The 19,491-nt window shown below is 64.5% G+C and carries 15 protein-coding genes and 2 pseudogenes; 13 read left to right on the plus strand and 4 right to left on the minus strand.

Features of this window, described 5'->3' with window-relative positions:
* Nucleotides 1-128 precede the first annotated feature (128 nt).
* A pseudogene (locus WFK61_RS17310) lies at nt 129-295 on the plus strand (IS5/IS1182 family transposase); the annotation flags it as partial.
* 214 nt (nt 296-509) lie between these two features.
* On the opposite strand, the gene WFK61_RS17315 reads toward WFK61_RS17310, so the two are convergent.
* Nucleotides 510-1,517, minus strand: coding sequence for a helix-turn-helix domain-containing protein (locus tag WFK61_RS17315; protein ID WP_336813326.1), 1,008 nt, complete (start codon nt 1,515-1,517; stop codon nt 510-512).
* Nucleotides 1,518-1,685: 168 nt separating this feature from the next.
* Between WFK61_RS17315 and WFK61_RS17320 the strand changes: the two genes are divergently transcribed.
* Together WFK61_RS17320 and WFK61_RS17325 are read left to right on the plus strand one after the other, a co-directional pair.
* Nucleotides 1,686-5,069 (plus strand): autotransporter outer membrane beta-barrel domain-containing protein, encoded by a 3,384-nt coding sequence (locus WFK61_RS17320; protein WP_336813327.1) that lies wholly within the window; start codon nt 1,686-1,688, stop codon nt 5,067-5,069.
* 4 nt (nt 5,070-5,073) lie between these two features.
* Nucleotides 5,074-5,595 carry an invasion associated locus B family protein gene (locus tag WFK61_RS17325; RefSeq protein WP_336813328.1) on the plus strand — a complete coding sequence of 174 codons (522 nt, stop codon included), beginning with the start codon at nt 5,074-5,076 and terminating at the stop codon, nt 5,593-5,595.
* A gap of 383 nt (nt 5,596-5,978) precedes the next feature.
* Here WFK61_RS17325 and WFK61_RS17330 read toward each other — a convergent pair whose 3' ends face one another.
* Nucleotides 5,979-6,386, minus strand: coding sequence for a hypothetical protein (locus WFK61_RS17330; protein ID WP_336813329.1), 408 nt, complete (start codon nt 6,384-6,386; stop codon nt 5,979-5,981).
* Between the two features lie 254 nt (nt 6,387-6,640).
* Between WFK61_RS17330 and WFK61_RS17335 the strand changes: the two genes are divergently transcribed.
* The 8 genes and pseudogenes from WFK61_RS17335 to WFK61_RS17370 all read left to right on the plus strand — a co-directional run bounded on the left by WFK61_RS17335 (nt 6,641) and on the right by WFK61_RS17370 (nt 15,881).
* A complete protein-coding gene (locus WFK61_RS17335) occupies nt 6,641-8,071 on the plus strand; it encodes a chlorohydrolase family protein (protein ID WP_336813330.1) in 1,431 nt (476 codons plus the stop codon).
* A 186-nt stretch (nt 8,072-8,257) separates the two neighbouring features.
* Nucleotides 8,258-9,037: an FCD domain-containing protein gene (locus WFK61_RS17340; RefSeq protein ID WP_336813331.1), complete on the plus strand. Its 780-nt coding sequence runs from the start codon at nt 8,258-8,260 to the stop codon at nt 9,035-9,037.
* Between the two features lie 226 nt (nt 9,038-9,263).
* Complete coding sequence (locus tag WFK61_RS17345) at nt 9,264-10,883, plus strand: ABC transporter substrate-binding protein (RefSeq protein WP_336813332.1); 1,620 nt, start codon at nt 9,264-9,266, stop codon at nt 10,881-10,883.
* A gap of 26 nt (nt 10,884-10,909) precedes the next feature.
* Nucleotides 10,910-11,878, plus strand: a complete 969-nt coding sequence (locus tag WFK61_RS17350; RefSeq protein ID WP_336813375.1) for an ABC transporter permease — start codon at nt 10,910-10,912, stop codon at nt 11,876-11,878.
* Entirely contained in the window at nt 11,875-12,720 is an 846-nt protein-coding gene (locus WFK61_RS17355) for an ABC transporter permease (RefSeq protein WP_442896318.1), read from the plus strand. Before WFK61_RS17350 ends, WFK61_RS17355 begins: the two co-directional genes overlap by 4 nt.
* Nucleotides 12,721-12,735: 15 nt before the next feature.
* A pseudogene (hydA, locus tag WFK61_RS17360) lies at nt 12,736-14,157 on the plus strand (dihydropyrimidinase); the annotation flags it as partial.
* A 28-nt stretch (nt 14,158-14,185) separates the two neighbouring features.
* A complete protein-coding gene (locus tag WFK61_RS17365) occupies nt 14,186-15,100 on the plus strand; it encodes an N-carbamoyl-D-amino-acid hydrolase (protein ID WP_336813333.1) in 915 nt (304 codons plus the stop codon).
* A gap of 16 nt (nt 15,101-15,116) precedes the next feature.
* Nucleotides 15,117-15,881 carry an aspartate/glutamate racemase family protein gene (locus tag WFK61_RS17370; protein ID WP_336813334.1) on the plus strand — a complete coding sequence of 255 codons (765 nt, stop codon included), beginning with the start codon at nt 15,117-15,119 and terminating at the stop codon, nt 15,879-15,881.
* A 203-nt stretch (nt 15,882-16,084) separates the two neighbouring features.
* On the opposite strand, the gene WFK61_RS17375 is transcribed toward WFK61_RS17370, so the two are convergent.
* Both WFK61_RS17375 and WFK61_RS17380 read right to left on the minus strand, forming a co-directional pair.
* The gene (locus tag WFK61_RS17375) at nt 16,085-16,855 is read right to left on the minus strand and encodes an aspartate dehydrogenase domain-containing protein (RefSeq protein WP_336813335.1); all 771 of its coding nucleotides are present in this window, start codon (nt 16,853-16,855) and stop codon (nt 16,085-16,087) included.
* Between the two features lie 111 nt (nt 16,856-16,966).
* The gene (locus WFK61_RS17380; protein ID WP_336813336.1) at nt 16,967-17,641 is read right to left on the minus strand and encodes a GntR family transcriptional regulator; all 675 of its coding nucleotides are present in this window, start codon (nt 17,639-17,641) and stop codon (nt 16,967-16,969) included.
* A gap of 204 nt (nt 17,642-17,845) precedes the next feature.
* Here WFK61_RS17380 and WFK61_RS17385 point away from each other — a divergent pair, with 204 nt between their 5' ends.
* Nucleotides 17,846-18,550 carry an HAD-IA family hydrolase gene (locus WFK61_RS17385; RefSeq protein WP_336813337.1) on the plus strand — a complete coding sequence of 235 codons (705 nt, stop codon included), beginning with the start codon at nt 17,846-17,848 and terminating at the stop codon, nt 18,548-18,550.
* Between the two features lie 39 nt (nt 18,551-18,589).
* Nucleotides 18,590-19,465 carry an amino acid ABC transporter substrate-binding protein gene (locus WFK61_RS17390; protein WP_336813338.1) on the plus strand — a complete coding sequence of 292 codons (876 nt, stop codon included), beginning with the start codon at nt 18,590-18,592 and terminating at the stop codon, nt 19,463-19,465.
* Nucleotides 19,466-19,491: the final 26 nt, after the last annotated feature.

The raw sequence follows: 19,491 nt of genomic DNA on the forward strand, positions 1-19,491 counted from the left end.
TGCGTTGTTGGCTGCCAGCCACATCCAGATTTTCCGGCGTGCCTCGTCTGGGATATCGACCTGAAGCCGTTTTTTGAGGAAGCGGTCGACGGTAACGTTGGCCTAACGCTCGCCGCGTCTGTATGGCAATGCTTGCGCCCTTGCTTGATGCCGTGCCGGTCATCCGCCAAGGCAAGGGGCCCCGCGCAAACGGCCTGACAAGCTGCATGCCGACAAGGGCTACGACTTCCCGCATTGCCGCAAGGCTTGCACCAGCAGAGGTATCAAGCACCGCATTGCAAGGCGCGCCATCGACATGTGCGGGTTCGATACGCCGTTGGGCCAGACGGGTTTGCAATGCGGCGGGTTTCCTGAACTGGCCAGCGGATCAAGTGCCCGTTTTGCGCCTTGTGGAGATTCTTATTTTTAGGGGCTGCGGCTTGGCTTTGGCATGGCAGCGGATCGCCGCCATCATTGCGAAGGCCGGCAAGACCAGCAAGACATGGCCCTGCCGGGACTGAACATCCAGGCTATCGCTTCACTTTGCGAAGATAGGCCTGGAAACCGCGTTCCGCCTCGCCAGACGCAATCGACATGCCCTCATCCCGAACCTCGCTCGGCGTCACGCCAAACTGATCGCGGAAAGCCCGCAAGAACTGATTGCTGCTGGAAAAACCCAGTTTGTGGGCGATGCCGGTGATCGAACCGGTCTTGCCTCGGTGCGAAAGGAGCTGGCGGTAGGCGGCATTCAGCCGCCTGTCGCGGATGACGGCCCGCACCCCACCGTCCCCGGCGAACATCCGGTAGAGATGGGCGCGCGACACCCGGAACTGCTGCATGAGAAGGGCCAGATCGAGGTCCGGGCGGTGCAGGTTCGCATCGATGAATTGCAGGACACGCTGGCGGAATACCCGGCTCAGCACCGGATCCTCCGGCAGCTCGTCGATCGTCCGGCCAGCAATCACGGAGACGAGCAGCGTCGTGACCGCCTCCTCGATGGCCAGCGCAACCGCGATGCCCATGGATGGCAAGCGCTCCAGACTCAAGATCAGATCGGAAATCAGCTGGGTGACCGGCAGACCGGCCTTGAGGACGAGGCCGTCCAGGGGCCGGCCGGCCAGCGCCCGATCCAGCGGCGCGCGCGGCAAGACAAGGGGCAGCCCTGAACCAGCAGAAAACTGACTTGTAAAAGCCCGGCCAAGATCCAGAAGGCAGACATCGCCATCTTCGATGGTCATCGTGTGCCCCTGGCAATCCATCTTTCCGTTCACCGCCGTGAAGAGTTCGAGCATGTAGAAATCGCTCATCTCACTCCTCAGGATCAGGCGCCGGCTTCGGTTAAGATGCTGGGCACTGAAGGTCGTGCGGGAGACGATCAGTCCGGCAATAAAACGTACGTCGATCGATCCTTCCAGATGGGTGTTGCGCGTACTTTCTGTCGGCTGGGCATCGAAAAACGGGGCAACCATCTCGCGCCAGTAATCGCTGCGCAAATCCGGCTCGACGGATTTTGTCGATAATAGAAGCCTGTCCTCCATGTCTTCGTTTAAATCGTCCCCAAGCCGCTTTCAACTGCCCGCATCATGACAGGCCGGCTCACCATGAGATGAGCCCGTGGGCCGAAGAAAAAGAGCCCCTGCGCCGATCGCAAGCTGCGCGTTGCCTTTATTTCTCAAGTGGCTGGCTACGGTGCGGGGGCGAGGATCTTGAATAACAGACGTGGCAAGAGCCGCATCTCCCTTCTGCTCGGGAGCACGGCGCTGGCTGGAGTTGCGGCCATCTGCCCGGGATCGGAAGCTGCCGCGCAGACCTTCACCGGCAACCAGACGACGAGTGGCCCATTTGCCGGCGGGACGCAGCTTTTCTACGACACCAGCGCGCTCAACGCCTCGGCCGCTGATGCCGTCAGCGGCGGAGAGCAGTATTTCTACAGCGCCAGCACACTCAACGCCTCTGCCGCCAATGCCGTCAGCGGTGGGAGGCAGTATTTCTACAACACCAGCGCACTCAGCGCCTCTGCCGCCAATGCCTTCAGCGGCGGGTATCAGTATTTCTACACCAGCAGCACGCTCGACGCCTCGACTGCCGATGCCGTCAGCGGCGGGTGGCAGATCTTCCTCGACACCAGCGCGCTGAACGCCTCGTCCGCCAATGCCGTCAGCGGCGGGACGCAGAATTTCTACACCAGCAGCGCGCTCAACGCCTCGTCCGTCAATGCCGTCAGCGGCGGGACGCAGAATTTCAACAACACCAGCGCGCTGAACGCCTCGGCCGCCAATGCCGTCAGCGGCGGGACGCAGTATTTCTACGACGGCAGCAAGCTCAATGCCTCCGCCGCCAATGCCGTCAGCGGCGGGTCGCAGATTTTCTTCGACACCAGCGCGCTGAAGGCCTCGGCCGCCAACGCCGTCAGCGGCGGGACGCAGTACTTCTGGGAGAGCAGCGCACTCAACGCCTCGGCCGCCAACGCCGTCAGCGGTGGGAGGCAGAATTTCAACGCCACCAGCGCACTCAACGCCTCGGCCGCCCATGCCGTCAGCGGCGGGCAGCAGGATTTCTACGATACCAGCGCGCTCAACGCCTCTGCCGCCAATGCCGTCAGCGGCGGGACGCAATATTTCTACAGCACCAGCACGCTCAACGCCTCGGCCGCCAATGCTGTCAGCGGTGGGACGCAGTTTTTCATCGACTCCAGCGTACTCAACGCTTCGGCTGCCAATGCCGTCAGCGGCGGGACGCAGAATTTCTACAACACCAGCGCGCTGAACGCTTCGGCTGCCAACGCCGTCAGCGGCGGGACGCAGAATTTCGGCGACACCAGCGCGCTGAACGCCTCGGCTGCCAACGCCGTCAGCGGCGGGACGCAGAATTTCCTCGACAGCAGCGCGCTGAACGCCTCTGCCGCCAATGCAGTCAGCGGCGGGGAGCAGTATTTCTGGGGCACCAGCGCACTCAATGCTTCGGCCGCCAATGCCGTCAGCGGCGGGATGCAGGATTTCAACAACACCAGTTCGCTGAACGCCTCTGCCGCCAATGCCGTCAATGGCGGAACACAGTATTTCTGGGGCACCAGCGCGCTCAACGCTTCGGCCGCCAATGCGGTTAGCGGCGGGACGCAGTATTTCAGCGAAGCCAGCGTGCTCAATGTGCTGGCCGGTAATGCCCTGACCAAGGGCGTGACGGTCAATTTCGACAATCGATATAGCGGTCCCGGCGGTAGGTTGCGGCTCAACGGTTACAGCACGGTGGTCGGCGCCGTCCGGAGTCTGTCGGCCGGTTCGGGTATCATCGAGAATGGCGGCGCTGCCGACAGCGTCCTGACCATCGATGGTTCGACCGCCGGACACTCATCCTTTTCCGGCCTGATCCGCGACGGCGGCGCGGGCCGGCAGGGGCTGACGCTGGCCGGCGGCACGCTGACGCTCGATGGCGTGCACAGTTATACCGGCCCGACCAATGTGGACAGCGGCGCAACGCTCGCGGTCAACGGCACGATCGCCTCGTCGCAGATGCTGACGATCAACGGAACGGTTGCCGGCATCGGCACGATCGGCAACACCAGCGTCAACGCGGGCGGCACGATCGCGCCCGGCAACGGTGGCATCGGCACGCTCTCGGTGCAGGGCAATCTGGCCATGGTCGCCGGTTCGCGGTTTGCCGCACAGATCGATGGCACCGGCGCCTCCGACCGCATCACCGTCACCGGCGCCGCCAATATCAGCGGCGCAACGCTCGATATCTCGGCCTCCGGCATGGCGCTCGCGCGTTATACGGTTCTGACGACCACCGGCGGCCTCACCGGAACCTTCGTTGTCGGTCCGATCTCGGCCTTTGTCGGCGTTACCGCCAGCTATGACGCCAACAACGCCTATCTCGATCTATCGAGGATGCGCGACTTCGCCGACGCCGGCGCGACCCGCAATCAGAAGGCCGCGGCCTACGGCATCCAGAGCATTTCGGGCGGCAATCCGCTCTTCACCGGCAATGCGCTCTACAACGCCATCCTCGCCCTTCCAACCGATGCCACAGCCCGGAACGCATTCGATCAGCTCTCGGGCGAGGTCCACGCCTCGGCGACCACGGCACTGATCGAGGACAGCCATTTCGTGCGCGATGCTGCGACGAACCGCATCCGCGCTGCCTTCGGCGCGGTCGGCGCCTCGCGTGCGCCGGTCATGGCCTATGCCGACCCGGCCGATGGCAAGACGGGCTATGCCGCCTTCGCATCGCTCGGTTCGGGGGCGATCGCCGTCGCTCCGACGACCGACCGCTTTGCGCTCTGGGGGCAGGGCTTCGGTGGCTGGGGCTTCACGAACGGCGACGGCAACGCTGCGCGCCTCTCGCGCTCGACCGGCGGCTTCCTGATCGGCGGCGACGCCCCGATCTTCGACACCTGGCGGCTCGGCATGATGGCGGGATACAGCCGCACCACCTTCAACGTGCGTGACCGCGCCTCATCGGGTTCGAGCGACAACTATCATCTCGGCCTCTATGCCGGCACGCAATGGGGCAACCTCGGCTTCCGCACGGGTGCGGCCTATACGTGGCACGACATCACGACCAGCCGCAGCGTGGCGTTCCCCGGCTTCGGTGACAGCCTGAAGGGTGACTATCGCGCCGGCACGGCACAGGTCTTCGGCGAACTGGGCTATGGCATCCGTGCCGGCAGATTCGGCTTCGAGCCGTTTGCCAACTTGGCCTATGTGAACCTCAGCACCGGTGGTTTCGCGGAGAACGGTGGCGCTGCGGCCTTGAGCAGCAACAGCGCCAGAACGGGCGTCACCTTCACGACGCTCGGCCTGCACGCCTCGACCGATTTCGATCTCGGCACGATAACGGCAACACTGCGCAGCACGCTCGGCTGGCGTCACGCCTTCGGCGACACCACGCCGCTCGCCACTTTTGCGTTGGCCGGCGGCTCGCCCTTCACTGTCGCGGGCGTGCCGATCGCGAAGGATGCGCTGGTGCTGGATGTCGGACTGGACGTCGCCATTACCAGGAACGCCACTCTCGGCATCTCTTATGGCGGGCAATATGGCGGCAACACCATCGACCAGTCCGTTCGCGCAAACTTCAATGTCAGGTTCTAAAGAAGTGAAGCTCAGGCTTTTCACGGCGCTCGCAGTTGCCTCCCTGGCCGCCTTCCCGGCTCAGGCCCAACAGGCCCCGGCGCTTCCCGGCGGGGCCACTTCCCTTCAGGAAGCCTATCAGGACTGGCGTGTCGCCTGTCAGGTCGCGGACAACGCCAAACGCTGCGCCCTCTTGCAGCAGCAAAATCAGCAGAACGGCCAGCGCGTGCTCGCGATCGAACTGAACGCGCCGGCCGGCAATACGGTCACTGGCACGCTCGCTTTGCCTCTCGGGCTGGCGCTCGATGCCGGCGTCACCTTCCAGATCGACGACAAACCGGCGATGCCGCCAATGCGCCTGCGGACCTGCGTGCCCGCCGGCTGTCTCGTCAATATCAGTTTCGACGCCTCGACGGTGACGGCGCTTCGTGCCAGCACGGCCCTCAAAATCAAGGCCACCGCCGATGGCGGTGCCGCCTTGCCGCTCTCGATTTCTCTGCGCGGCTTCGGCGCCGCGCTCGACCGCGTGGCGGCGCTGTCGCGATGAGGACAATCGAAGCTATAAGGGCAACAAACCTTTGGGGCTGCCCCCGCGGACCCACTTCGCGGGCGCGCTTTAGGGCGTGCGCTGAGTGCCTGCTTTACGGCATTAGCCGCATGTCAGGAAATGGCGCGAAACGGTCGTAGTCGCTCTAACTTTATCGGTCACCGAGGCACGCATGCCTCAAGTTGTCGGGCGAGCCAATCCGTTTGTTGACGGCAACTCTGGTCGAAAAAAGTTCACCGAACATAGCTCGTCGACTTGCCCGCGTGCAGATCTGGCCTTTCTCAGTAGATGCGGCTTCGTGATCGCGCCGGTGATGACGATCTGCCCTGCGCGCAAACCGCCCATCTGGTCCGATTGGCCGTTAGCATAGGCAAGGAGCGAAGCTAGCGGATCGATCTGCGGGGGTTCTCCCGTCGCGCTGCGCGCTTCATAGAGCCAGAGCTGGGCCCTGCATCCTTGCGGCGGAGGTGTCCAAGAGATAGAGGGCCGATGACCGTGGCGCCGTTGCCGAGATAATCGGCAAGATAGAAACCAAAGGGGATCTCGGGTGGCTCGCCAGCACGCGGGATGACGATCTCGAAGGCCGAACTGACGGACGCGATCGCCGCCACAATGCACTGGCGCGTATAGGGGGTGGCCCACGGCGTGAGGTCCCTGGCCAGGCAGAGCGCGAGCTCGGTCTCGATCTGGATGAAGTCACTGGCCGGAAGATCGAGACGGGCGCCGTTGCCATAGATGGTCGGGGCCAGAAGCGGCGCTCCGATCGGCACGCCGCCGGGGCCGAGCGCCACCTTCCAGCCGCCAACGGTTTCGCCAAGGGCCTCGGCGACCTCACGCTGGACCGTATAGCCGATCTCTTAGGGGAGATCGGTGATCGGCTGCATGGTCCGGCCGGTTTGACGTAGCTGCATCAGACTCCGGGCGGCATCTGCCGGCATCGCGCGCGCTCCACAGGGCTGACCATCCTTAATCATTATTGATGATGATTATCCATTGCGCTACTGAAACGACAGAGCCGATGGCTCGGCATCGGGAGGGACGACGCATGCGCAGAATGATCAAGGCTGGCCACATCATCGCTTTTCAGAACGGAGGCCATCGCCACCTCCGCGACGGCGTGGTCGTGTGGGAGAACGACAGGATCATCCATGTCGGCAAGAGCTTCGAAGGCGAGGTCGACGAGGTCGTCGATGCGCCGGAGAAGATCGTCACACCGGGCTTCATCAACACCCACGCACACCTGAGCGAATCTCCGCTCGACAAAAGCTATGTCGAGGATCGCGGGCCCCGATCCTTCTATCTGTCGGGTCTGTTCGAGTTCCTGATCGCGCGCGACGTTTCGATCACCGACGACATGCGCCGCGCCTGCATCGCCTTCTCCGTGCCGGAGCTGATCCGGACCGGCACGACCACGATCATGGAGATCGGCGGTTATGGCGAGGATACAGTCAGGATGGCCGGCGGGGCAGGCTTGCGCGCCTATGTCGGTCAGGGCCATCGCTCCGGCCGCTGGTACACCGACGATGGCAAGACGGTGAAATACACCTGGCTGGACGATGACGGCCAGGACGGGTTCGAGAAGGCCGTGCAGTTCATCGAGAAGCATGACGGCATGATGAACGGCCGCATCAAGGGCTTCCTGACGCCCTATCAGGTCGACACCACCTCCGAGGCCATGCTGAAGCGCACCCGCGCCGCCGCGACGGACATGAAGGTGCCGCTAGCGCTGCACGTCTCGCAATCCGTGCCGGAATTCATCGAGATGACGCGCCGCCACGGCTGCACGCCGATCGAATGGCTGAACAAGCTCGGCTTCCTCGGCCCCGACGTCATCCTCGGCCATGCCATTATGCCGGGCGGCACCTCCTGGACGAATTACCACGCCGATGACATCGGCATCCTCGCCGATACCGGCACCAATGTTGCCCATGCGGTCTGGGTCTTCGCCCGGCGCGGCATCGCCATGGAGAGCTTCGCGCGCTACCTCGCCCGCGGCGTCAACATGACGATCGCGACCGATACCTGCCCACAGAGCATGATCGAGGCGATGCGCTGGACCGCGGTCGTCAGCAAGATCGTCGATCGGCGCACCGAGGTCGCGACGGCAGCGGACGTCTTCAACGCTGCCACGCTCAACGGCGCCAAGGCGCTTGGACGCGACGATCTCGGCCGGATCTCGGTCGGCGCCAAGGCCGACATGCTGCTCTGGGAGGGCCGCAGCATGTTCATGACCCCGGTGCGCGACCCGATCCGCAACATCGTCTACTCCGCGCAGGCCGAGGAGTTGAACAGCTCGATCGTCGATGGCGAATGGATCATGCGCGAACGGCACATTCCCAATGTCGACATGCCCAAACTCGCCGCCGAGGTTCAGGCCGCGGCTGAGAAGATGTGGGCCGGCACGCCCAAAGGCGACTGGGCCAAGCGCTCGATCGACCAGCTTTCGCCGGAAAGCTTCCCGGCGTTCAAGCCCTGAAGAGCAGGCATCGCGCAGGGCACGGCAGGCTCAAGGCCCGCCGTGCCACAATGATTCCGCAGGGACATTCACGCAGCGTGTCAATTTGGCTATGCAGGCGGCATGACGATGGTTTGGGGATGTCCATGCTGCAGAGCGCCGCACGATGCGGGGACCGGCATCCATTGCCGGGCGGTGGATCAGACGATGAGCAGTGATATCGGCGTGGTTTCGGATGCGAATCTTCCGCTGGAAGAGCGCATGCAATTGATCGCGCTGCGGCTGCTGGCGGATTCGGAGGGGCCGTCCGGGGCGCTCAGCCTCGCCGCAGCCTTCCGCAACGCCGGTATCGACGTCGCGGAAGCGACAGCCGGTCGCTATCTCCGGCAACTCGACGAACTCGGCCATACCCGTTCACTCGGCAAGCGCGGACGCGTTCTGACCCGGCAGGGCGAGGACCGGCTGGCAGAGCTCGTGCAGAATGGCAGCCTCGCCGCCCACGGCGCCCGCGTCACGGCTGCCGCTGGCGGCAGTACCATCGATCAGCTGATCGACCTTCTGCACGTGCGCCGCGCGGTCGAGATCGAGGCGGCCGGGCTGGCGGCCCAGCGCGCGACGGATGCGGAGATCGCAGCCATCGTTGCTACGGCGGCGCACCATGTCGATTGCGTCGAGACGAGCAGTCGCGCCGTGCCTGCGCCTGCCCATAGCTTCCACGAGCTGATCTCCCGCTATTCCCACAACGAGATGCTCGCCGCGATGACGATGATGCTGCTCGATCCACGGCATGATCCGCTCGCCAAGCTGCTCGATCGCATTGCAGACGATACCGGCACCGCGATGAGCATGGCGCTCGACCACCCCCGCATCGCCGAGGCGATCCGCGAGCGCGACGCGGCGGAGGCGGAGCATGCGATGCGCCGGCACCTGGACAAGCTGATCACCATCGTCCGCAGCTATCGCGATTCCATGCCGATCAGCGGCTGACCGGCCGATAATCGCCCCGCCGGCCGGCGATGCTCCCCCTGCAATAACGCATGTCAAAGGGCGGCCTGACGCTGGCTGCGCCCGGACACGTCCCTGCTGCGCTACCGGCTTCCGCTGCGCTCCGGCCACCTGCATTCGCTCCTTGCCAAACATACAATCATCATCAATGATGATTGTATGTGGTCGTCATTTCACATGACTGACCATCACAAAGGGGAGATCGGTGATGACGAGAAGCGGGACGGGTTCGATCACGCGCCGCGCGCTGCTGGGCAGCGCGGCCGCGGTGGCGTTGGCGACGGGCTTGCCGGGAGCAGGTGCAGCTCTGGCTCAGGAAACCCCGCGGCGCGGCGGCATCCTCAATGTCGTGCAGAACTGGGAGCCGGCGATGCTGACCGCCGCCTTCAACCCCTCGACGCCGATCGTGCTCGTCTCCAGCAAGATCATGGAGGGCCTTGTCGCCTATGACGCGAAACAGCAGCCGATTCCGGCGCTGGCGACGAGCTGGACGGTCAGCCCCGACGGCCTGACCTATACGTTCAAGCTGCGCGAGGGCGTGAAATGGCACGACGGCAAGCCGTTCAGCGCGGCCGATGTCGCCTTCTCGATCTCGGAAGTGTGGAGCAAGCTGCATCCACGCAGCGGCGTGACTTGGTCGAACCTCGCTGGCGTCGAGACGCCGGACGCCATGACCGTGGTGGTGAAGCTCTCCAAGCCGGTGCCGTTCCTGCTCTCGATGCTGGGCAACTGGGACGCGCAGGTCATCCCGAAGCACCTTTACGAGAACACGGATATCCGCACCAACCCGGCCAATAACGCGCCTGTCGGCACAGGTCCCTTCGTCTTCAAGGAGTGGCAGCGCGGCCAGTATGTCCGCCTGGAGCGCAATCCGAACTACTGGCAGGAGGGCCTGCCCTATCTCGATCAGGTCATCGTCAAGGTGATGCCGGAAGGCGGCTCCCGCGCGGCGGCCGTGGAGGCCGGCGAGGCGCATCTGGGGCAGTTCAATCCGGTCGCGCCGTCCGATCTCAAGCGCCTCCTGGCCAAGCCCGAGCTGGCCGTGACGACGGAGGGCTACCAGATGTTCGCGCCGATGGCGCTGATCGAGGTGAACACACGCAACGAATACCTCAAGGACAAGCGCGTGCGCCAGGCGATCATGCATGCGCTCGACCGCAAGTTCATCCTCGACAACATCCTCTACGGCTACGGCAAGATCGCGACCGGCCCGCTCACCTCGGACTCGCCCTTCTATACGACCGACGGCGTGCCCCTTTACGATCAGGATCTGAAGAAGGCGAACGCCCTGCTCGACGAGGCGGGCTTCCCGCGCAAGGGCTCGGCGCCGCGCTTCAAGCTGACGACGGAGCTTGCGCCCTCGCCCGAGTTCTCGCGCATGGCCGAATACCTGAAGCAGAGCCTGGCACGGATCGGCATCGAAGTCGAAATCCGCTCCTCGGACAATCCGACCTTCCTGCGCCGGGTCTATACCGACTACGATTTCAACCTGGCCATCAATTTCATCTTCATGTTCGCCGATCCGTCGGCCGGCGTGCAGCGCCTCTACTATGCCCCGAACATCCGCAAGGGCGTCGCCTTCGCCAACGCCTCCGGCTACAGCAATCCCGAGCTGGACAAGGTCTGGGAGCGGGCGCGCGAGGAGAACGACCTCGCCAAGCGCAAGGCCCTGTTCGCGCAGGCGCAGCGGACGATCGCCGAAGACCTGCCGATCATGAACCTGTTCGAGTTCAGCTTCACCACCGTCTACAACAAGAAGCTGCGCAACCCGACGGTGGGGCCTGACGGCGCCTACGGCAATCTCGCCACAGCCTGGCTCGCCGAATAGCGCGATCGGAACCAGGCGTGTCGAACCTGCCCCGCTTCGTGGCAAGGCGATTGATGCAGAGCGTGCTGACCATGCTCGTCATCATCTCCCTGCTGTTCGTGCTGCTCCACAGCGCCCCCGGGGACGTCGTCGACGTCCTTGCGGGGGAAGCGGGGGCCGCCACCCCCGAGTATCTCGCGCAACTGCGCCAGCAGCTCGGGCTGGACCAACCGCTGATCGTCCAGTTCTACAAATACGCGCTGAACATCCTGAGCTTCGACCTGGGCGTGTCGCTGCGGACGAACCAGCCCGTGTTCCAGCTCATACTCGAACGGCTGCCGCCGACCCTGCTGCTGCTCGGCATCAGCATCACGACGGCTGTCGGCGCCGGCATCCTGCTCGGCGTCACCGCCGCGCGCAACGTCAACCGGCCGATCGACAACGTCATCTCGCTCGCGGCGCTGCTGTTCTACGCGACACCGATCTTCTGGATCGCGCTGATGATGATCGTGTTGTTCTCGGTCCAGCTCGGCTGGTTTCCAACTGGAGGCATGATCACGCTGGGCGCGCGCCTTTCGACCTGGGAGCGCATCCTCGACGTCGCGCGCCATGCCGTGATGCCGAGCGCGGCGCTCTCGCTGTTCTACGTCGCGATCTATACCCGGCTGATGCGGGCCTCGATGCTGGAGGTCCAGAACTCCGACTATGTTCGCACCGCGCAGGCAAAGGGGCTGTCCGACGGCTCTGTCGCGTGGCGGCATGTCTTCCGCAACGCACTCCTGCCGATCGTCACCATGGTCGGCCTGCAGGTCGGCTCGATCATCGGCGGAGCCGTGCTGATCGAGACCGTCTTCGCCTGGCCGGGGCTCGGCCGGCTGGCTTCGGAGGCGATCTTCCAGCGCGACTTCAACCTGCTGATGGGCGTGCTGGTGATGAGCTGCGTGCTGGTTCTCGTCATGAACATCGTCGTCGACATCGTCTATGCGCTGGTCGACCCAAGGATCACCCTGTCGTGACGCTCCTGCGCAGCAAGTTCCTTCGCGCCTTCTGCCAGCGCTGGACGACCGTCCTGGGCTGCGTGCTGCTGGCCGCGATCCTCGCCATGGCGCTGCTGGCGCCGCTGGTCTTTCCCGAAGATCCCTGGTCGATGGTGACCCGCCCGATGTTGTGGCCGGGCGAGGAAGCCGGCTTCCCGCTCGGCTCCGATTCGCTGGGGCGCGATCTCGCCGCCGGCATCTTCCATGGCGCCCGGGTCTCGCTCAGCATCGGCATCGCCGCCACGCTGGCCGCCCTGTTCCTCGGAATCGTCGCCGGCGCCTTCGCCGGCTATCACGGCGGCAGGGTCGACGACATCCTGATGCGCTGCACCGAATCCTTCCAGACGGTGCCGCCCTTCCTGCTGACGATCGTCATCGTAACCCTGCTCCACCCCTCTCTCGTCACCATCATCCTCGCCATCTCGCTGGTCTCCTGGCCGCCGGTGGCGCGCCTTGTCCGGGTCGAGTTCATGACCATGCGCGAGCGCGATTTCGTGCTGGCCTGCCGTTCGATCGGCATGAGCGATATCCGGATCATCTTCCGCCAGATCCTGCCGAACACGCTCTCGCCAGTGATCGTCACCGCCTCGATCATGGTGGCGAGCGCGATCCTGACCGAGTCCTCTCTGGCCTTTCTCGGGCTCGGCGATCCCAATGTGATGAGCTGGGGCACGATGATCGGCGCCGGGCGCGACCAGTTGCGCACCGCCTGGTACCTCACCGCGATTCCCGGCATCGCCATCCTGCTCACGGTGCTCGCCATCAACCTGATCGGCGAGGGCCTGAACGACGCCTTCAATCCAAAGCTGCGCAACCGCTGAACCGGGCGCGGACAACAACAAACGCGAAAGGGAAGCGGCGCCATGGATGTGATCATCCGCAACGGGACGGTCGTCAGCGCGGCCGGCCTCTCAAGGGCCGATATCGGGATCGCCGATGGCCGGATCGTGCAGATCGGCGGCAGCTTCCCGCCCGCGACGCGGGAGATCGACGCTGCCGGCTGCTATGTCATGCCGGGCGGTGTCGACGTTCACACGCATGTCGACGCGGGCGAAGGCGAGCGGCGCTCCGCCGACGATTTCCGCTCGGGCACGATCGCAGCCGCCTGCGGCGGCACGACCACGATCATCGATTTCTGTGCGCAGAAGCGAGGCGGCAGTCTCTCCGATGCGATCGCCGATTGGGATGCAAGGGCAGCCGGCAAGGCGGCGGTAGACTACGGCTACCACATCATCGTCACCGATATGAACGAAGCCGTTTTCGCGGAGCTGGCGACCCTGCCGGAGCGCGGTATCCCCTCGTTCAAGCTGTTCATGGCCTATCGCGGCGACGTCATGATCGACGACACCGTTATGTTGAAGGCGCTGGAGCAGGCCAAGCGGAGCGGCGCGCTGGTCATGGTCCATGCCGAGAACGGCGACGCCGCCGACTATCTGCGCGACAAATTCGTCGCCGAGGGCAAGACCGCCCCGCTCTACCACGCGCTGAGCCGGCCACCGCGCGTCGAGGCCGAGGCGACTGCGCGTGCCATTGCACTTGCCGAGATCGTCGGCACCTCGATCTATATCGTTCACCTCACCTGCGCCGAAGCACTCGACGAACTGCTGCGAGCGAAGCGGCGCGGCGTCGACGCCATCGCCGAGACCTGCACGCAATATCTCTACCTGACCAAGGACGATCTCGACCGGCCGGATTTCGAGGGCGCCAAATTCGTCTTCACACCGCCGGCCCGCAGCGTTGCCGATCAGGAATTGCTCTGGGACGCACTGGCCGACCGGGTTCTGGAAACGGTCTCCTCGGACCATTGCTCCTGGTCCTTCGGGCGCCACAAAGTTCTCGGCAAGGACGATTTCCGCAAAATCCCGAACGGTGCCCCGGGCGTCGAGGAGCGGATGATGCTGGTCTATCAGGGCGTCAACGAGGGGCGGATCGGCTTGACAGAATTCGTCGACCTCGTCGCGACCCGCCCGGCCCAGATCTTCGGCCTGTTTCCGCGGAAAGGCACCATCGCGGTCGGTTCAGACGCCGACATCGTGATCTGGGACCCGGAAGCCGCGATGACGATCACCCAATCGGCCATGCACAATGCCATGGACTATTCCTCCTACGAGGGGCGCCAGGTGAAGGGCCTGCCGCGCACCGTGCTGCTGCGCGGCAAGGTGATCGTCGAGAACCGCGACTATGTCGGCGCGCCGGGAGAAGGCCTTTTCCTCAAACGTGCACGCTACCAGCCGCGCGGCAATGCCGCCCTGCGCTGAAACGGATCATTTGAAAAGGAGAAGGGCCATGCCCGGCAAGATCATTCTAGCGGTCGCCCAGCAGGGGCCGATCCAACGCAGCGACAGCCGCGAGCGCGTCGTGGCGCGGCTCATCGACATGCTGAAGCAGGCGGCAGCGCGGAATGCCGATTTCGTCGTCTTCCCGGAACTCGCCTTCACCACCTTCTTTCCACGCTGGCTCATCGACGACGAAGCCGAGCTCGATTCCTTCTACGAGACCGAGATGCCGGGTCCAGCGACACGTGCCCTGTTCGAAGTGGCGGCAGAGCTCGGCATCGGCTTCAATATCGGCTTCGCGGAGCTCGTAACCGAGGGCGGGCGCAAACGCCGCTTCAACACGGCGATCGCCGTCGACAAGCGCGGGCGCATCGCCGGCAAGTACCGCAAGGTCCATCTGCCGGGGCACAAGGACCATGAAGCCTACCGGCCGTTCCAGCACCTGGAGAAGCGCTATTTCGAACCGGGCGATCTCGGCTTCCCGGTCTACGATGTCGATGCGTTCAAGCTCGGTATGTTCATCTGCAACGACCGGCGTTGGCCGGAGACCTGGCGCGTGATGGGGCTGAAGGGCGCCGAGCTGATCTGCGGCGGCTACAACACGCCGCTGCACAACCCACCAGTGCCGCAGCACGACCAGCTCAGCTCCTTCCATCATCTGCTCTCGATGCAGGCCGGAGCCTATCAGAACGGCGCCTGGACCGCCGCGGCGGGCAAGACCGGCGTGGAGGAAGGCTGCATGCTGCTCGGCCATTCCTGCATCGTCGCGCCGACCGGCGAGCTTGCCGCCGTGACGACGACGCTGGAGGACGAGGTCATCACCGCCACAGCCGATTTTGAGCGTTGCCGCGAGATCCGCGACCACATCTTCAACTTCGCGCAGCACCGGCAGCCGAAGAACTACGCCCTGATCGCGGCCGAGTAGGCAGGGGAGGCACGAGATGAAGCTCAAGGTCATCAACCCCAACACCACGTTGTCGATGACGCGCAAGATCGGCGAGGCGGCCGCGGCGGTCGCCCGGCCGGGGACGGAAGTTCTGGCCGTGAGCCCAAGCATGGGCCCTGTCTCGATCGAAGGGCATTATGACGAGGCGATCAGTGCGCTCGGCGTACTCGACGAGGTTCGCAAGGGTGCGGTTGAGGGCTGCGATGGCTATCTCATCGCCTGCTTCGACGATCCCGGCCTGCGCGCTGCGCGCGAGATTGCAAACGGCCCGGTCGTCGGTATCGCCGAGGCGGCGATGCACATGGCCTCCTTCGTCAGCGGCGGCTTCTCGATCGTCGCCACGCAGCATCGCAGCCGGATCATCATCGAGCATCTCGTGCGCGCCTACGGCATGGACCATGCCTGCCGCAGCGTGCGCACGACGGAGCTTGCTGTGCTCGATCTCGAAACCGAAGGGAAGGACGCAGCGTCCGTCATCCTGGCGGAATGCCGCCTGGCCATTGCCGAGGACAAGGCGGATTGCATCGTTCTCGGCTGTGCCGGCATGGCCGACCTCGTTGACCCACTAGCGCGCGAACTTGGCGTGCCTGTCGTGGATGGTGTGGCCTGCGGCGTCAAAATCCTGGAAGGGCTGGTCGACCTGCAGCTGTCGACGAGCCGCAGCGGCGGCTATGCCTATCCGATCGCGAAACCCTATATCGGCGAACTCACCCGCTTTCAGCCTTCGCAGATAGATCCAGCGCGACAGCCTTGTCCTTGATGCTGTCGGAGACGGCGAAGACATCGCAATGCGAGCGAGTAATCGGCGCTCCGTCAGGGTTGATGGTGATCTTCAAGTTAGCCAGCCGCGCATGCGGGCCCATCCTCGGACCTGGCCGCCATTCTCCTCGGGTGGCAGGTCCGCTTTCAGGGGAGGAGCGAGGTTCCGCTCATAGCGCTTGACCGCGGTTGGTCCTGTTGGTCTCAACAAGCTGCTACAGGATGGAAGCCGAAGATGCGTTGAATCGATCCGACGGCCGATTTTGGCGTATAGGCTCCGGAAACGCCCCCGAGTGTGGTCGAGCTGACCGAGATGTCCCACTCGAAGCCCTGACCGAATACCTGGATCCGGTGGCGCATCTTTCGCGTCTCGGGATCGGCCACGACGATGCTGCAGGTGCGGTCGAAGCCGATCCCGGCAATGGCCAGGGCGGCATGCACGTTCACATTGCGCGGAAAGCGGGCGCAGGCGTCCCGCGTCGAACCCTCGAAGAGCACGCCGCGAGCACTGGTGTCCGTGCCCAGGCTCGCCCCGTTTTTCGTCGTGGTCACAATGACCTGCTCGATCGCATCGCGCCCGTCGCTGAGCCCATCGAGCGCGAGAACCGCTCCATGCGGAATCAGGAGACGGGTCCCGGCGGTCGCGGCGGCTCGCCTGACGGCGGTCTCGACCGACACATCAGCCAGCGCTGACGAGCTGAAGGCGCAGAGGTCGCCTTTCGCGAGCAGCTCCGCGCCCAATCGGGTGATGACATCGGGATGGGCCGCCTCGATGACCAGGTCCGTGGGCGCCGCGAGCGCGCGCTGGACATCGGTCGTGAGATGTTCGCGCAGCTGCTGCACGCCGGCCGGCGCTGCAAAGCGGTCATCGACCAGGACGTAGTCAACTGCGGCGAGGCCTTGAGTGACGATGACGTCGAAGATCGCCTGCCCGATAACACCGGCTCCGATAATGCCGACCCGCTGGTAATTCATGCGCCTATTCCCTGTCCCAGATCCTAAGGAGCAGCTCGGTGAGCGGCCCCTTACTCTAGCGATTAACGATAATAATATCTTCGAAGAAGCACCACTGCCCATCCGGCGGTTCTAGGCCTTTGGCGTGAGGCTATCGACGAGGAGATCGCCTGTCGCGAGAACATGCTTTCGCAGGAGGTCGCAAGCCCGCTCGACGTCGCGCATCTCGCAGAGCGTCAGAATGCTGCGATGCTCGGCCTGGGACTGCTCGAGATGATGCGTCTGCTCCCAAGTGTAGCGCAGATAGCGCTCGAAGTTCATCCGCAGCGTCTCGATCATCTCCAGGGTTCGCGGGCGCCTGGCCGGTGCGTAGAGAACCTGGTGGAAGCGGCCGTTCAGCAGAATCTTGGCGTCGACCGCACCGGCCGTGTCGAGCTCGTCCAACACCTTCGCGGCGCCGATGAAATCGGCGCGGACCATGTTCGGGATCGCCCAGCGGAGCGCCTGGCATTCAAGCAGCGCGCGGAGCTGGCTGATCTCCCAGGCCTCGTCCCGGCTCATGACGGCGACGGCGACACCGCGGCGCGGTTCGGCCGTGAGGAAGCCCTCGCCGACGAGCTGCTTGAAGGCCTCGCGAACGATCATCTGGCTCACCCCGAACTGCGTGGCGATTGCGTCCTGCCGCAGCCGCTCGCCGCCCGGCAGCCGGTTGCGGAGGATTGCGGCGCGCAAGTCGTCGGCGACGACCGTGGCGGCCGACCGGCTGTCCCGGAGCGATGCCGGGCCCGCGATGTTCAGGTGGTCCAAACGGCGTCCGCCTTGTTCAATATTAGCGATTTGAAAGGGTCGACACCCACCTTTTCATCGAGGTACCCCCATAAGTCAATTGCTGGCCATAACGGCTAGCAGCCCTCTTGTGATTGCAGGTTCGCGCCTCAGGCACAGGGGTTGACGAGCGTGCATTTAGCGATTATCGCTAATTTATCTCAGCCTGAATGGAACGGGTTTCCAATGCTTCGCTTGTCCGACTTCGACGCCGTCACCTTCGACGTCTACGGCACCTTGATCGACTGGGAGCCGTCGATCGTCGCCTTCCTGGAGATCTGGGCCGGCGAGCAGCGCGTCACCGCGACCGGCGACGAGCTGATCATGTCCTTCGACCGCGCCCGCGCTGTGATCCAGAAGGAACGTCCGGCCCATCTCTACCCCGAGGTTCTGCGCCGCTGCTTCGACAAGATCTCGGCCGATTACGGCGTTGCAGTTGACCCCGCCCGGCGCGAAGCCTTCTCGCGGACGCCGCACGACTGGCCGGCCTACGCCGACACTGAGGCCGGACTGAAGGCGCTGCAGGCGCGCGCCAGGATCGGGGCGCTGTCGAACATCGACAACGCCTCACTGGCCTCGTCCTGCGCCAAGATGAACATCCGCTTCGACATCGTCGTCACGGCCGAGCGCGTCGGCGCCTACAAGCCCAGCGACGAGCACTTCGCCACGGCACTCGCCGATCTCGATGCAGCCGGGGTCCCGCGGCAGCGCGTCCTGCATGTCGGCCAGAGCCTACGCGCCGACATCACGCCCGCCAACAGGCTCGGGCTGAAATCGGCCTGGATCAATCGGCCGGACCGCTTGCTTGGGCTGTCCGGCGAAGGAGCGGCCGAGGCAAGGCCGGACCTGACGGTGTCGAGCCTCGCGGAGCTGCTCGACGCCATCGCCTGAGTCTTTCGACATCAACCGACAACGATAAGGGAGCGGGACATGAAGGGCAGGATCTTGGGGCTGGCCGCTATTGGCGCCAGCCTGGCACTGGGACTGGTGTCGGCGGCGCGCGCGCAGGCGACGGATGCCGTAATCGACCGGATCAAGGCGAAGAAGGCGATCTCGATCGGCTATCGCGAAGCCTCGATCCCGTTCTCCTATATCGACGCGCAGGGAAAGCCGACCGGCTATTCGACCGATCTCTGCACCCGGGTCGCGGCGACGGTGAAGACGGCGCTCGGCCTGCCGGAACTCGAGATCAAATGGGTGCCGGTCAACCTGCAGAACCGCATTCCGCTGGTCGCCAACGGCACGGTCGACATCTCCTGCGAGTCGGCGGTCAACACGATCGGGCGCCAGGCCCAGGTGGACTTTTCGAGCCCCTTCTTCATCTCCTCGACGCGGTTCCTGGTGAAGTCGAAATCCGGTATCACCGAGCTCGCCGACCTCAAGGGCAAGTCGATCGCCCTGCCGATCAACTCCGTACCCGAGCGCCTGATCAAATCCATCGTCGAACGCGACAAGCTGAACATCCGCATCGTGCCGGTTCGGGACAATTCGGAAGGGTTTCTCGCCCTATCGACCGACCGCGTCGACGCGTTCTCGACCGATGACATCCTCCTGTTCGGGCTTCGCAGCAAGGCGCCGGCGCCCGCTGATTACGAGGTCGTCGGCAAGCCGCTCTCCTACGACAGCTACGGCTTCCTCGTTCAGAAGAACAGCACGGTGTTCCTCTCCCTCGTGAACGCGACGCTCGCCCGGCTGGCGCGGGACGGCGAGCTCGCCCGGATCTACGGTACCTGGTTCGAACCGATCGGCGTGCCGCTGTCTGCGTCGCTGGCGACCACCTTCCAGACCATCGGAATCCCGGAGTGAGGCGGGTCGGCGGTTTCGGTGGCCGG

The sequence above is a fragment of the Allobosea sp. MMO-172 genome, assembly GCF_037147855.1.
GTDB lineage: Bacteria > Pseudomonadota > Alphaproteobacteria > Rhizobiales > Beijerinckiaceae > Allobosea.